This window comes from Thiohalobacter sp. COW1 (genome assembly GCF_016629505.1).
Taxonomy (GTDB): Bacteria; Pseudomonadota; Gammaproteobacteria; order Thiohalobacterales; family Thiohalobacteraceae; genus Thiohalobacter; species Thiohalobacter thiocyanaticus_A.
On record NZ_AP024239.1, the window covers coordinates 679,721 to 694,222 of the forward strand.

Consider the following 14,502-nt stretch of genomic DNA (forward strand, 5'->3'; position numbering starts at 1 on the left):
CATGCGTATAACCTTATAAAATTCAGTAAGCTAGTTTTGGATCTGTGTGTTGTCTCTCTTGTATATCCGGCGCAATTTAAGTAAATTGCAGCGTTCGATTTCATAAACCGGCAGCACACAGACTCGGGTACCCAGCCTTGTTGGACGAATTTCAGCGCATCAAACGCCTTCCTCCCTATGTTTTCAATATTGTCAACGAGTTGAAGGCAAAGGCGCGAGCGCGGGGGGAGGACATCATCGACTTCGGCATGGGCAATCCCGATCAGCCCACGCCGGATCACATCGTCGCCAAGCTGGTCGAGGCCGCCCAGCGCCGGGACACCCACCGTTATTCGCTTTCGCGCGGTATCCCGCGGCTGCGCCGGGCCATCTGCCGCTGGTACAAGCAGCGCTACGACGTGGATCTGGATCCCGAGACCGAGGCCATCGTCACCATCGGTTCCAAGGAGGGCCTGGCGCATCTGGCCCTGGCCACGGTGGGGCCGGGCGATGCGGTGCTGGTGCCCAACCCGGCCTATCCCATTCATCCCTACGGCTTCGTCATCGCCGGCGCCGATATCCGTCATGTGCCGCTGGTGCCGCACATCGACTTCTTCGTCGAACTTGAGAAGGCGATCAAGGATTCCTGGCCCAAGCCCAAGATGCTGGTGCTGAACTTCCCCGGCAACCCGACCACCCAGTGCGTGGACCTGGAGTTCTTCGAACGGGTGGTGGCCATCGCCCGCGAACACCAGATCTGGGTGGTGCAGGACCTGGCCTATGCCGACCTGGTGTTCGACGGCTACACCGCACCGTCCATCCTGCAGGTGCCGGGGGCGCGCGAGGTGGCGGTGGAGTTCTTCTCCCTGTCCAAGAGCTACAACATGCCCGGCTGGCGGGTCGGTTTCATGTGCGGCAACGAGACCCTGGTCGCCGCGCTGGCGCGGATGAAATCCTATCTCGATTACGGCATGTTCACGCCCATCCAGGTGGCGGCGATCAGCGCCCTGGAAGGGCCGCAGGACTGTGTCGAGGAGATTCGCGAACTCTACCGCAAGCGCCGCGACGTGCTGTGCGACGGCCTCAACGCCCTGGGCTGGGAAGTGGAGAAGCCGAAGGGAACCATGTTCGTCTGGGCGCCCATTCCCGAACAGTACCGGCATCTGGGCTCGCTGGAGTTCTCCAAGAAACTGCTGGCCGAGGCCAGGGTGGCCGTCTCGCCGGGCATCGGCTTCGGCGACTACGGTGACGACTATGTCCGCTTCGGCCTGATCGAGAACGAACACCGCACTCGTCAGGCGGTGCGCGGCATCCGCGACATGTTCCGGCGGGACCAGAAAAAGGCTTCGGCGGGATGAGTGCGAACATGATCATGGCCACGGAATACACGGAAAAACACGGAAAGAGCATGATGCATTGAAACATCAATGCCTGACAGTTTTCCCGTCATTCCGGCGCATGCCGGGATGACGATTTTTGTCTATTTTTATGCCCTTTGACCTGCATTTTTCCGTGTTCTTCCGTGTATTCCGTGGCCATTCAAGACAACAAGGAGTGAACTGAAGTGAAACCGGTCAAGGTCGGCCTGCTGGGCCTGGGTACCGTCGGCGGCGGCACCTTCAACGTGCTGCGACGCAACGCCGCGGAGATCGCGCGCCGTGCCGGCCGCGGCATCGAGATCGTGCACGCTGCGGCGCGCGAATACGACCCGGCGCGTCTGCCCGGCATCGAGGGCATTCAGGTTTCCGACGACGCCTTCAAGGTGGTCGACGACCCGGAGATCGACATCATCGTCGAGTTGATCGGCGGTTATTCTCCGGCCAAGGAACTGGTGCTCAGGGCGATCGGGAACGGCAAGCACGTGGTCACCGCCAACAAGGCGCTGATCGCCCTGCATGGCAACGAGATCTTCCAGGCGGCCCAGGACAAGGGCGTGATGGTGGCCTTCGAGGCCGCGGTCGGCGGCGGCATCCCCATCATCAAGGCGGTGCGCGAGGGCCTGGCCGCCAACCAGATCGAGTGGCTGGCCGGCATCATCAACGGCACCGGCAACTTCATCCTCACCGAGATGCGCGACAAGGGCCGCGAGTTCGCCGACGTGCTGGCCGAGGCCCAGGCGCTGGGCTATGCCGAGGCCGATCCGACCTTCGACGTGGAGGGCATCGACGCCGCGCACAAGCTGACCATCCTGGCCTCCATCGCCTTCGGCGTGCCGCTGCAGTTCGACCGCACCTACACCGAGGGCATCAGCAACATCACCCGCGACGATGTGGCCTATGCCGGCGAACTCGGCTACCGCATCAAGCACCTGGGCTTTTCCCGCCGCACCCCGGACGGCATCGAACTGCGGGTGCATCCCACCCTGATCCCGGAGCGGCGCCTGATCGCCAATGTCGACGGCGTGATGAACGCCGTCCTGGTCAAGGGTGATGCCGTCGGCCCCACCCTGTACTATGGCGCCGGCGCCGGCGCCGAGCCGACCGCCTCGGCCGTGGTGGCCGACATCGTCGATGTCACCCGGGTGCTGACCGCCGATCCCGAGAACCGGGTGCCGCACCTGGCCTTCCAGCCCGATGCATTGTCGGATACGCCCATCCTGCCCATGGAGGCAGTGGAGACGGCCTATTACCTGCGCCTGTGCGCCCAGGACAAGCCGGGCGTGCTCAGCGATGTCACCCGCATCCTGGCCCAGCGCGAAATCAGCATCGAGGCCATCCTGCAGAAGGAGCCGGTCGAAGGCGCGACCCGGGTGCCGGTGATCATCCTAACCCACCGGGTCACCGAGGGGGCGATGAACGAGGCCATCGCCGCCATCGAGGCGCTGGAGCACATCGAGGACAAGGTTACCCGCATCCGCCTCGAGCATCTGGATGCGAGTTGAACTGATTTGAATATTCTTGAACCGCCAAGGCGCCAAGTGGCGTAGGTCGGGTTAGCCCGGCAGGGCGTAACCCGACGCAGTCCGCCGGGCATGTCGGGTTACGCTGCGCTTACCCGACCTACGTGGTTCAGTTTTATATACATCAAACCGAGGGCCCACCATGCCATTCCGTACCCGCTACACCGGTCTGATCGACAAGTACCGCGACCGGCTGCCCGTCCATGACGACACCCGCATCATCAGCCTGGGCGAGGGCAACACGCCGCTGATCCGGCTGAACAACATCCCGCGCATCATCGGCAGGGAAGTCGACATCTATGTCAAGTTCGAGGGCCTGAACCCGACCGGTTCGTTCAAGGACCGCGGCATGACCATGGCGGTCACGCGCGCGGTGGAGGAGGGCAGCAAGGCCATCATCTGCGCCTCCACCGGCAACACCTCGGCGGCCGCCGCGGCCTATGCCGCGCGCGCCGGCATCACCGCCTTCGTGCTCATTCCCGAGGGCAAGATCGCCATGGGCAAACTGGCCCAGGCCATGATGCACGGTGCGGTGGTGCTGCAGATCCGCGGCAACTTCGATGCCGGCATGCGTCTGGTCAAGGAGGTGGCCGAGGCCGCGCCGGTGACCATCGTTAACTCCATCAACCCCTACCGCCTGCAGGGCCAGAAGACGGCCGCCTTCGAGATCGTCGAGGAACTGGGTCGGGCCCCGGATTATCACTGTCTGCCAGTGGGCAATGCCGGCAACATCACCGCCCACTGGATCGGCTACTGCGAGTACTCCTCCGGCTCGGGCGATCACGTGACCGAGGCCTGCACCTTCTGCAAGGGTCACTGCAGCTACGCCGGCGGCGCCATCGTCGGCAACCGGCCGAAGATGATCGGTTACCAGGCCGCGGGCAGCGCGCCCTTCATGCGCGGCGCCATGGTGGACGATCCCGATACCGTGGCCACGGCCATCCGCATCGGCCATCCCCAGTCCTGGGACCAGGCCTGGAAGGTCAAGGAGGAGTCCGGCGGCTGGTTCGACGAATGCACCGATGAGGAGATCCTGGCCGCGCAGAAGCTGCTGGCGCAGAACGAGGGCGTGTTCTGCGAACCGGCCTCGGCCGCCTCGCTGGCCGGCGCGCTGCGCGACGTGAAGAACGGGAAGATCCCCGAGGGCAGTTCCATCGTCTGCACCCTGACCGGCAACGGTCTGAAGGATCCGGATACCGCCATCAGCCAGTGCCGGGCCGACGGGACCATGCTGACCATCGATGCCACCCTGGACGCGGTGCGCGATGCCATCCTCAAGGGGATGGAAGGCAATTGAACTGATCGAGCTGAGCCTGTGCATTCCCGGCCTTCTGGGGCCGCTGGCCGGCCTCGACCCGGCGCAGATCGACCTGCCCGCGGTACCGGCGCTGAGCCGTCTGCTGTCCCGCGCCGATCGCGGCCGCGGGCCGCGTGATGCATTCGAGGCGCTGGCCGGACTCGGCGGCTATCCGCGCGGCGCGCTGCCCGCGGCCCGGCTGCGCTACCTCGGCGAGACCGGCGGCATGGGCGGTCCGGGTGAATTGCTGTGCGCCGATCCGGTGCATCTGCGCGCCGACCAGGACCGGGTGCTTCTGTTCGATGCCGATCTGAATGTCACTGCCGGGGAAGCGCGGGCCCTGTGCGCTGCCTTCAACGCCTTCGAGGCGGACAGCGGTATGCGGCTGGAATGCGTGACGCCGGAGCACTGGTACCTGCATCTGCCGGCCGCAGCCGGCATCACCACGACCCCGTTGCCGCATGCCCGCGGCCGTGACATCGATCCCCTGCTGCCGGCAGGGCGCGACTCCTCCCGCTGGCACGCCCTGCTCAATGAATGGCAGATGCTGCTGTTCCAGCAGCCGGTGAACCAGCAGCGCCAGCAGACCGGCCGGCCCATGATCAACGGCGTCTGGCTCTGGGGCGAAGGCGAACTTGTCGATGGCCAGACCGGGTTCAGAACCCTGTGGGCCGACGATCCGCTGGTGCAGGGCATCGGCCGGCACCTGTCGGTCAACGCCCGGCCGCTGCCCGCCGATCCCGCCCACTGGCTGGCTTCGGTGGGGCCGGGACAGCACTGGATTCACCTGACGGGACTGCTGCAGCCGCTGGCCTATCGGGATCTTGAACATTGGTCGCAGGCGGTCATGGAACTGGAGACCGCCTGGTTCCAGCCGCTGCTCGCCGCCGTGCGTTCAGGCAGAGTGCAACGGGTCAGCCTGCTGCCCTGCAACGGCGCGGTTTTTCACTACCAAGGCCGGCATCGCTTCCGGTTCTGGCGCCGCGACAAGCGATTTTCCGCATACCTGCAATGACCAGCAGACGCAGTGATGTAGGTCGGGTTAGCCTGGAAGGCGTAACCCGACGCGCCCATGGCTGGCCTGTCGGGTTACGCTGCGCTAACCCGACCTACAGGCTTAAGGAACCAATGATTTATTCGTCATTGCGAGGCGCGTAGCGCCGTGGCAATCTCCAACCGGTTGATTCTGCAGTATGAGATTGCCACGCTGCGCTCGCAATGACGGCTAACTAAGTGTCATTCCCTCTGGGTACCCGCAATCACGAGAATCACCAATATACATCGAGTCCATGACGCATCCGTCCCGCCACAAACGCATCGTCCGCCGCGAGCCGCAGGTCGATCCCGCCGAGCTGCCCGACAGCCTGCCGGCCGTGCTGCGCCGCGTCTATGCCGCGCGTGGCGTGAGCCGTCCGGAAGAGCTGGAGCATGCGCTCAAACGTCTGCACCGGCCGGAGCAGCTGGGTGGGCTGGCTATGGCGGTCGATCTGCTGGAGCATGCGCTGACCGGCGACAGCCGCATCCTGATCGTCGGCGATTTCGATGCCGACGGCGCGACCAGCAGCGCCCTGTGCGTGCGGGCGCTGCGCGCCCTGGGTGCGCGTCAGGTCGAGTTCCTGGTGCCCAACCGCTTCGAGTACGGCTACGGACTCACGCCCGAGATCGTCGACGTCGCACTTGAACGCCGGCCCGATCTGATCATGACGGTGGACAACGGCGTCTCCAGCCACCAGGGGGTGGCCGCTGCCCAGGCCGCCGGGGTGCAGGTGCTGGTGACCGACCATCACCTGCCGGGCGCAGTGCTGCCGCCGGCCGAGGCCATCGTCGATCCCAACCTGCCGGGCGACCCCTTCCCCAGCAAGCACCTCGCCGGCGTCGGGGTGGCCTTCTATGTCCTGTCGGCTCTGCGGGCCCGGCTGCGTGAGACCGGCTGGTTCAATGCACGCGGGATCGACGAGCCCAATCTGGCCGCGCTGCTGGATCTGGTCGCGCTGGGCACGGTGGCCGATGTGGTGCCGCTGGATCACAACAATCGCATCCTGGTCGAGCAGGGCCTGCGCCGCATCCGTGCCGGCCAGTGCGTGCCGGGCATCACCGCGCTGCTGCAGGCGGCCGGGCGCGACCCGAGGCGCTGCGTGGCTTCCGACCTCGGCTTCGCCGTCGGCCCCCGGCTCAATGCCGCCGGGCGCATGGAGGATATGCGCATCGGCATCGATTGCCTGCTGGCCGACTCCATGGCCGAGGCGCGCAGCCTGGCCGCCACCCTGGACGGCCTGAACCGCGAGCGGCGCGAGGTCGAGACGCAGATGAAAGAGGAGGCGTTGCGCGAACTGGAAGCACTGCACCTGGACGAAGCGGCCGAACTGCCGGTCGGGGTCTGCCTGTACAATCCCGATTGGCACCAGGGCGTGATCGGGATCCTGGCCGCGCGGGTCAAGGAGGCCTGGCACCGTCCGGTGATCGCCTTTGCGCGCGCCGGCGAGGATGAACTCAAGGGCTCGGCCCGCTCGGTGCCGGGACTGCATATCCGCGATGTGCTTGATGCCGTTGCCGCGCGCCATCCGGAGTTGATCCGCAAGTTCGGTGGTCACGCCATGGCCGCCGGCCTGAGCCTGGCCGAGGCCGCGCTGGCTGACTTCAAGGCCGCCTTCGATGCCGAGGTGCGCCGGCACCTGGATGAACAGGCCCTGCACGGGATTGTATACAGCGACGGTGAACTCGCCCCGGACGAGCTCAGCCTGGAGACCGCCGAACTGCTGCGGGCCGCCGGTCCCTGGGGTCAGGCCTTCCCCGAACCGGTGTTCGACGGCGATTTCGAACTGGTCGGCCAGCGCGTGGTCGGTGAGCATCACCTCAAGCTGCAGCTGCGCGAACCGCGCTCCGGCCGGAACCTGGATGCCATCGCCTTTCACGCGGCGGCGCAGCATGTGCTGGAGGCGGGCGCGGAACTGCATCTGGCCTACCGGGCCGACAGTAATGCCTTTCGCGGCCAATGCAGTTTACAATTGGTGGTGGAGCACATCGAAACGCTGTGACCCGCCTGCGGTCCCGCCCTGCAGCCGGGTCATCGGATCATCCCATTACCGTTCAAAATCGTGTCTGAACCGTTTTTCCCCAATATTCTCCGCCGTCTGTTTGCATACGCCCTGTTGCTGACGGCATGGCCGGCGGCCGCGGCCGGTCCCGACAGCGTCGATCTGCGCAATGGAATCGAACACTTCGTCACCCGTGCCGAGACGCAGATGACCTGCCGTGGCCTGGACTGGGAGGCGCTGCAGCGGTTCTATTCCCAGCGCGGCTACCTTCCGGTCTGGTGGGATATATTCGAACGCCGACCGGTCCCGGCCGCGAAGCAACTGATCGCGATCCTCGAGCAGAGTCCCGAACATGGCCTGTCGGTCAGCGATTATCACCTGCATGAACTGATGGCGCTGCTGCCGAGCAGGCCGGAGGCTGACCTGGTCCAGATCGATGTCCTGTTGACCGATGCCTTTCTGGCCTATGCCCGACATCTGTACAGCGGCCGCAACCGCCCGCAGCTGATCGATCCGGCATGGCACATCGAGCCGGACAGCCTGGATGCCGAGGCGTTGCTGGCCCGGGTGCTGGACAACGCCCGCCTGGAAGCGACGCTCGCCGCCCTGGCGCCGCCGCACCCCGAATACCGACAGCTCCAGGACCTGCTGGTGCGCTATCGCGGTCTGGCCGCAAGCGGCGGTTGGCCGGCCCTGGAACCCGGGCCGCTGCTGCGGCCGGGCGCGCGCGACCTGCGCGTGGCCACGCTGCGCCAGCGGTTGTGGCTGGAGGGATTTCCGGTGGACTGGGAAGGCGACGAATACCTGTTCGATTCCCACCTGGAACAGACGCTGAAAAGGTTCCAGCAGCTGCGTGGCATCGAGCCCGACGGCATCGTCGGCCCGGATACGCTGCAGGCGCTGAATGTGACAGCCACCGAGCGTATTCAGCAGATCCTGCTCAATCTGGAGCGTTGGCGCTGGCTGCCGCACGATCTGGGTACGCGTCACATCATGGTCAACATCGCCGGTTTCCGACTGCAGCTGGTCGAGCACGATCAGGTCACGCAGGACATGCGGGTGATCATCGGCAAGCCCTACCGCTCGACGCCGGCCTTTGTCGGCCGCATGAGCTATCTGGTGTTCAATCCCTACTGGAATGTGCCCGAGCGCAACATGCGCGAAGACCTGCTTCCGCAGCAGATTGCCGATCCCGGCTATCTCGCCGCCAACGGCTACCGGATCCTGGAGGGCTGGAGTCCGGAGGCCAGGGAGATCGATCCTGCCGAAATCGACTGGCAGCGGGTGCGTCCGGCCCAGTTTCCCTATCGCCTGCGCCAGGACCCGGGGCCGCAGAACAGTCTGGGCCGGATCAAGTTCATGCTGCCCAACCGTTTCGATGTCTACCTGCACGATACACCGGCACGGCACCTGTTCGAGCGTACCGTGCGCACCTTCAGTTCGGGCTGCATCCGGGTGGAGGAACCGGTCGCACTGGCCGAGCGGGTACTCGCCGGGACGGAGGAGGACTGGAGCGCAGACGCGATCCGCGAAGTGATCGCAAGCAGGGAGACCCGCAGCATCCGGCTGCCCGAACCGCTGCCCGTGTATGTGTTGTATTGGACGGTCTGGGTCGATGACGACGGGCGGGCCAATTTCGTCAATGATGTCTATGGCCGGGACCGGCGCATGGCGCAGTGGCTGGCGGCGCAGGCGGAAGCGGAATCTGAATCTGCCGCCCGATAACCCGATTTTCTGAGCGGCTTCCCGGTATTTTTCTGCCGGGACGGTATACTGGGGCTCGAGCTCTGGCACGGGCAATGCATGTCTGTGTCTGGACAAAGTATTGAACAAGATGGACTGTTTATGACCAAGCATCTGAATAGACGAGGTTTTATCAAGAATATCGCGGGTCTGGGTGCGCTCCTGAGCAGCCCGGCGGCACTGGCACGCATCGGAACGCCGACGCGACGCGAACTGGCCCTGCACAATCTGCACACCGGTGAGTCCACCGAGGTGGTTTACTGGCGCGATGGCGACTATGCCAGTTCCGCCCTGAGCGACCTGAATCACCTGCTGCGCGATCACCGCAGCGGCGAGGTCTGGGAGATGGACCCGGCCCTGCTCGATCAACTCTATGTACTGCAGCGCTCGGTGGGCGTGGAACGTCCCTACCACGTCATCTCCGGTTACCGCTCGCCTGCCACCAACGCCATGCTGAGCAGCCACAGCAACGGCGTGGCCAAGCGCAGCCTGCACATGCAGGGCCGCGCCATCGATGTCCGCCTGCCGGGCGTGAAGTTGTCCAGGCTGCGCGAGGCGGCGCTGGCGATGCAGGCCGGCGGCGTGGGCTATTATCCGAAATCCAATTTCATCCACCTGGATACCGGCCGGGTGCGCTTCTGGTAATCCATCTCCGGGTATCGTTGTGATTCTTGATCCAGGCCAAGTCCGCCACGGCCAGTGTTGGCTAGACTCGCTGCCAGGTCTGAACAATCAAGGAGATCACCATGCACGGAACCATCCTGAAATCGGTACTGCTGTCGGCTGTTGTTGCCGGTTCCGGTACGGTGCTGGCCGAGGTGGATGAGGCCGCACGCACCGAAGCGGCGCGCAATGCCTCCATGGAACTGATCCAGAAGCTGGGCGGGACCCTGCAGCAGGAGATGAAGACCGCCGGCCCGGCCGCGGCCATCACCGTCTGCCGCGACGTCGCGCCGCAGATCGCCGGCGAATTGTCGCGCCGCAACGGCTGGCGGGTCACCCGGGTCAGCGACCGCGTGCGCAACCCCATGCTGGGCATGGCCGACGACTGGGAGGCCGGGGTACTGGAAGAGTTTCACCATCAGGTCGAGGCGGGCAGAAAACCGGCTGAGCTCGAATTCACCGAAGTCGTGACCGAGGCCGACGGCCAGCGCTACTTCCGCTACATGAAGGCCATCGGCACCAAGCCGGTATGCCTGACCTGCCATGGCGAGCGCGAGCAGATGCCGGCCGATGTCAGGCAGGCCATCGAATCGGCCTATCCCCATGACCAGGCTGTCGGCTACAGCGCCGGCCAGGTGCGCGGCGCGGTCAGCATCAAGCAGCCGCTGCCGGCCGAGGACAGCTGAGGTTCCATGCAGTGATGTAGGTCGGGTTAGCCTGAAAGGCGTAACCCGACGCACTCATGGCATGTCGGGTTACGCTGCGCTAACCCGACCTACAGCCTGCGCGGGGATGACGGATATAGTGAAATCCGGTTTATCAGGATGCAATACGGGGCTGCCCGTTCAGAGTTCAATCTTGTCCCTTCGATGGGTATTGCATAGACTGCAGCCTAAACCATAGAAAAGCCGCAGCTGCATGCATACCGATATCCTCCTGACCCTGGCGCTGATCGGCCTGCTGGCCATCCTGTGTCAGTGGTTCGCCTGGTGGGTCAAGCTGCCGGCGATCCTGTTCCTGCTGCTCTCCGGTATCGTTGCCGGCCCGGTGACCGGCTGGCTGAACCCGGATGCCCTGTTCGGCGAATTGCTGTTTCCCATCATCTCCCTGTCGGTCGGTGTGATCCTGTTCGAGGGGGCGCTCACGCTGCGCTTTCGCGAGATCGCCGGGCTGGAGACGGTGGTGCGACGCATGGTCAGCAGCGGGGTGCTGGTCACCTGGGCCGTGGTCAGCCTGGCCACTCATTATCTGCTTGCCTTTCCCCTGGAACTCGCGATCCTGTTCGGCGCCATCATGGTGGTGACCGGTCCGACCGTGATCGTGCCCATGCTGCGTACCGTGCGGCCCAACAGCCGCATCAGCAACATCCTGCGCTGGGAGGGGATCGTCATCGACCCGCTGGGCGCGCTGCTGGCGGTGCTGGTGTTCGAATTCATCATCTCCGGCCAGGGCAGTCAGGCGCTGGAACATACCCTGCTGCAGTTCGCCAAGACCATATTGATCGGAGTGCTGGTGGGCGGTGGCGGCGGCTTCGCCCTGGAGCAGATCCTGCGTCGGCACCTGATGCCGGAGTATCTGCATAACGTCGCGGCCCTGGTACTGGTGTTCGTGGTGTTCGCCGCCTCCGATACCCTGATGGCCGAGTCCGGGCTGCTCAGCGTGACGGTCATGGGCATCTGGTTGGCCAACCGCAAGGACCTGAACATCGAGCATATCCTCAATTTCAAGGAAAGCCTGAGCGTATTGTTGATCTCCGGGCTGTTCATCCTGCTCGCCGCGCGACTCGATCTGGGCCAGATCCAGGCGCTCGGCTGGCCGGCACTGGCGGTACTCGCCGTTCTGCAGTTCGTGGCCCGGCCGCTCAAGGTGATGGTGGCGGCCTTCGGTTCCAATCTGAACTGGCGCGAGCGTGCGCTGCTGTCGTGGATCGCCCCGCGCGGCATCGTGGCTGCGGCCGTGGCGGCGATCTTCTCACTGCAACTGCAGCAGCAGGGGTATGCGGCCGCCGAATTGCTGGTGCCGCTGACCTTCATCGTGATCATCGGTACTGTGGTGCTGCAGAGCGCGACCGCGGGGCTGCTGGCGCGGGCGCTGAAGGTGGCCGAGCCCGAACCCAGCGGTTTTCTCATCGTCGGCGCCAACCCGGTGGCGCGCACCCTGGCCGAGAGCCTGGTCAAGCATGACTATGATTGTCTGCTGTGCGATACCAACTGGTCCTATGTGCGCACTGCACGCATGCATGGTTTGAAGACCTTCTACGGTCACCCGGTGTCCCAGGATGCCGACCGGCGACTGGACCTGGTCGGACTGGGCCGGCTGCTGGCATTGTCACCTCAGCGCGAGGTCAATGCACTGGCGGTGGTGCGCTATCGACGTGAATTCGGCGAAGGGAATCTCTATACGCTGCTCAGCAGGGAAGAGGGCGAGAAGGCACAGGACAAACCCGAGGCGGGGTACATCGCCTTCAGCAGGGAACTGACCTACCAGCATCTGGCCGAGTGGATCAGCCTCGGCGCCGAGATGCACGAGACCAGGCTGAGCGAGAGTTTCGATTTCGATGCCTATTACGAAAAATACTTCGACAAGGGCATCCTGCTGTTCGCCATCGATCCGCGCGGCAGGCTGCGCGTGATCGTCGAGGACAGGGATCTGGAGTTCGGACCGGGGTGGACGCTGCTGACTCTGGTCAGGTCGGAGGAAGAGAAGGTGAAAACGGAAGCGCAGGCGTAGGATGGGTGGAGCGCAGCGCAACCCATCGTACCCGTTCCGGTGATGGGTTGCGGCACGATGCGTCTCCACCCATCCTACACAGACCGGGCGAGGGCCTCCTGCAGACGTGCAACGGCCTCGTCCGCCGCTTCAGTCGTGTAGGGACGGGCGGGGGCATGGCCCCACACCGGCTTCGGCCAGGCCGGATCGCCGATATAACGTACCACGTGATGCAGATGCAGCTGCGGTACCAGGTTGCCGATGGCAGCGATGTTGAGCTTGTCCGGCCGGTACAGCCGTGTCAGGCCGCGGGCCAGGCGCGAGGACTCGCGGATCAGCTGCTGCTGGTCGGCTTCCTCCAGCTGATGGATCTCGCTGATGTCCTCCCGGTCGGGAACGAGGATGCACCAGGGATAATTGCTGTCATTCATCAGCAGCAGGTGGCACAGATCCAGGCGGCTGACGTAGTGACAGTCCTGTTCCAGGCGGGGATGGAGTCGGGTCATGGTAGAATTCTGGCTCCTTATACACCTCATCCTGGCGGAAACCGGATGGTAATGACGCAGGTTGGGTCAGCCTGCAAGGCGTAACCCGACATCCGCCGGCAAGTGTCGGGTTACGCTGCGCTAACCCGACCTGCATTCTGTATGAATCAAGCTTTATACATGATGCCATCTCCGATCGAGCTTCGCGACTGCCCGCCTGTGAAGGTACTGGATCTGCCCGGGGCCGCGGCCCTGAACCGCGAACTGCTGCCGGCCTATCATGATCAGCTCGCCGCCGGCGCGGAGCGACGCAGCCATTTCTTCGCGGGGCGCTACGAGAACATCTATATCGGACGCGAACGCCTGCCGGCGATCGAGCCGGTGCTGCGGGCGGCCTGCGCCGTGACTGCGCGTCTGCATGGCGGTGTCCCCGGCGATTATCGGGCCGGTTTCTGGTTCAATGACACGCCGCCGGGCGGCCGTACCCTGCCGCACACCCATGACGACGACGATGAACTGGTCTCCTGCGTCTACTATGTCCAGGTGCCGGACAACGCCGGCTGCCTGGTGGTGGAGGAGGGAGGACAGCGCCTGCTGGTGCGGCCGCGGGCCGGGCGGATGGTGTTGTTTGCGCCCGATGCGCTGCACTGGGTGACACCGAACCTTTCCGGCGACAGCCGACTGTCGATCGGGATCAATGTGGGGCGTACTGCGTAGGTCGGGTCAGCCGCAGCGTAACCCGACAAATCGCGGCTGCAACCTGTTGGGTTACGGCGCTGCGCGCCTGACCCAACCTACGATACTGAGGAATCAGTCCGATATGCGATGCAGGGCGACGAACTTCCGGTTGCCGTCGAACTCCAGCTCGAACCAGCCCTGTACCCCGTTCCGCAGCACATGGGGGCGCAGGGCCTCCACCGGAAAGCGCACCGAAATCCCGTCCGGGGTCCAGGCCAGGACGCTGTCGACCTCGCCGCGGTAGTAGCGCAGTACCTCGTCGGCGGACAGCGTCAGACGAATGCGCAGGCGTTGGGTGTTCATGTGCTTGTGCGACAGTTTCAGTCGGTCGACTGGGACAGGCGCACGCGGATGGCCTCTTCCTGGTCGACGTCCTCGAGCCGGTCCTCCAGCTCATGGATGCGTTGTTCGTTTTCGGGCAGCAGTACATCCTCGATGGCCCGTGCGCGACGCTCGGTGCGCCGGTAGTCGGCCACCAATGCCGTCAGATTATGCGTCAGGACCGCCATGCGTGCCAGCCGACGCAGCCATTCGACCACGGCCTCGGCGCAGTCGCGTCCCGGGGCCTCACGCGACAGCTGCCTGACCGGTTCCTCCAACAGACCCGGATCACCGCTGAGCACGCGGGTGCCGAGAAAGTTGCGGCGCAGAAAGTGAAAGTCGGTCGTCAGTTGCAGCAACGCGGGCAGGGTGCGGCTGCCGGCCAGGCCCTGTTCGCGTACCAGGGCGCGCAGCGCCTCGCGCACCCGCTCACGGCCGGCCACGGCGTCAATCTCGAGCGTCTCCAGTTCGTTGAGCTCGCGCAGGCATTCCGTCGCCAGCATCAAGCGCTTTTCGTCCAGGAAATGGAAACCCTCCTGCATTACGCCGCGCTCGTCGCGCAGCTCCAGCAGATCGGCGTGGGTGGTGGCAGAAGTCTCCATTTCCTACCGCCGTACGTCGCAGCAGAAAGGG

13 protein-coding genes are annotated in these 14,502 nt (G+C 64.7%); 10 read left to right on the forward strand and 3 right to left on the reverse strand.

Features of this window, described 5'->3' with window-relative positions:
- Positions 1-137: 137 nt before the first annotated feature.
- The 9 genes from alaC to COW1_RS03155 all read left to right on the forward strand — a co-directional run bounded on the left by alaC (position 138) and on the right by COW1_RS03155 (position 12,346).
- Entirely contained in the window at positions 138-1,337 is a 1,200-nt protein-coding gene (gene alaC / locus COW1_RS03115; RefSeq protein WP_172844287.1) for an alanine transaminase, read from the forward strand.
- 206 nt (positions 1,338-1,543) lie between these two features.
- Positions 1,544-2,860 (forward strand): homoserine dehydrogenase, encoded by a 1,317-nt coding sequence (locus COW1_RS03120; RefSeq protein WP_201345397.1) that lies wholly within the window; start codon positions 1,544-1,546, stop codon positions 2,858-2,860.
- A gap of 160 nt (positions 2,861-3,020) precedes the next feature.
- Positions 3,021-4,175 carry a threonine synthase gene (gene thrC, locus COW1_RS03125; RefSeq protein ID WP_201345398.1) on the forward strand — a complete coding sequence of 385 codons (1,155 nt, stop codon included), beginning with the start codon at positions 3,021-3,023 and terminating at the stop codon, positions 4,173-4,175.
- Entirely contained in the window at positions 4,144-5,190 is a 1,047-nt protein-coding gene (locus COW1_RS03130; protein WP_201345399.1) for a hypothetical protein, read from the forward strand. The genes thrC and COW1_RS03130 overlap by 32 nt, the downstream gene beginning before the upstream one ends.
- 274 nt (positions 5,191-5,464) lie before the next feature.
- Positions 5,465-7,210 carry a single-stranded-DNA-specific exonuclease RecJ gene (recJ, locus tag COW1_RS03135; protein WP_201345400.1) on the forward strand — a complete coding sequence of 582 codons (1,746 nt, stop codon included), beginning with the start codon at positions 5,465-5,467 and terminating at the stop codon, positions 7,208-7,210.
- A 114-nt stretch (positions 7,211-7,324) separates the two neighbouring features.
- Entirely contained in the window at positions 7,325-8,935 is a 1,611-nt protein-coding gene (locus tag COW1_RS03140; RefSeq protein ID WP_201345401.1) for a murein L,D-transpeptidase, read from the forward strand.
- 120 nt (positions 8,936-9,055) lie between these two features.
- A complete protein-coding gene (locus tag COW1_RS03145; RefSeq protein ID WP_201345402.1) occupies positions 9,056-9,598 on the forward strand; it encodes a DUF882 domain-containing protein in 543 nt (180 codons plus the stop codon).
- Positions 9,599-9,699: 101 nt separating this feature from the next.
- Positions 9,700-10,302 (forward strand): DUF3365 domain-containing protein, encoded by a 603-nt coding sequence (locus COW1_RS03150; protein WP_096366505.1) that lies wholly within the window; start codon positions 9,700-9,702, stop codon positions 10,300-10,302.
- Positions 10,303-10,534: 232 nt separating this feature from the next.
- Positions 10,535-12,346, forward strand: coding sequence for a sodium:proton antiporter (locus tag COW1_RS03155; protein ID WP_201345403.1), 1,812 nt, complete (start codon positions 10,535-10,537; stop codon positions 12,344-12,346).
- A gap of 74 nt (positions 12,347-12,420) precedes the next feature.
- Here the strand turns inward: COW1_RS03155 and COW1_RS03160 are convergent, their stop codons facing one another.
- Positions 12,421-12,831: an HIT domain-containing protein gene (locus COW1_RS03160; RefSeq protein ID WP_201345404.1), complete on the reverse strand. Its 411-nt coding sequence runs from the start codon at positions 12,829-12,831 to the stop codon at positions 12,421-12,423.
- A 159-nt stretch (positions 12,832-12,990) separates the two neighbouring features.
- On the opposite strand from COW1_RS03160, the gene COW1_RS03165 reads away from it, so the two are divergent.
- Complete coding sequence (locus COW1_RS03165; protein WP_201345405.1) at positions 12,991-13,527, forward strand: 2OG-Fe(II) oxygenase; 537 nt, start codon at positions 12,991-12,993, stop codon at positions 13,525-13,527.
- 93 nt (positions 13,528-13,620) lie between these two features.
- On the opposite strand, the gene COW1_RS03170 is transcribed toward COW1_RS03165, so the two are convergent.
- Together COW1_RS03170 and COW1_RS03175 are read right to left on the reverse strand one after the other, a co-directional pair.
- Positions 13,621-13,851, reverse strand: coding sequence for a DUF2835 domain-containing protein (locus tag COW1_RS03170; RefSeq protein ID WP_201345406.1), 231 nt, complete (start codon positions 13,849-13,851; stop codon positions 13,621-13,623).
- A 17-nt stretch (positions 13,852-13,868) separates the two neighbouring features.
- Positions 13,869-14,471 (reverse strand): V-type ATP synthase subunit D, encoded by a 603-nt coding sequence (locus COW1_RS03175; RefSeq protein ID WP_096366500.1) that lies wholly within the window; start codon positions 14,469-14,471, stop codon positions 13,869-13,871.
- Positions 14,472-14,502 lie beyond the last annotated feature (31 nt).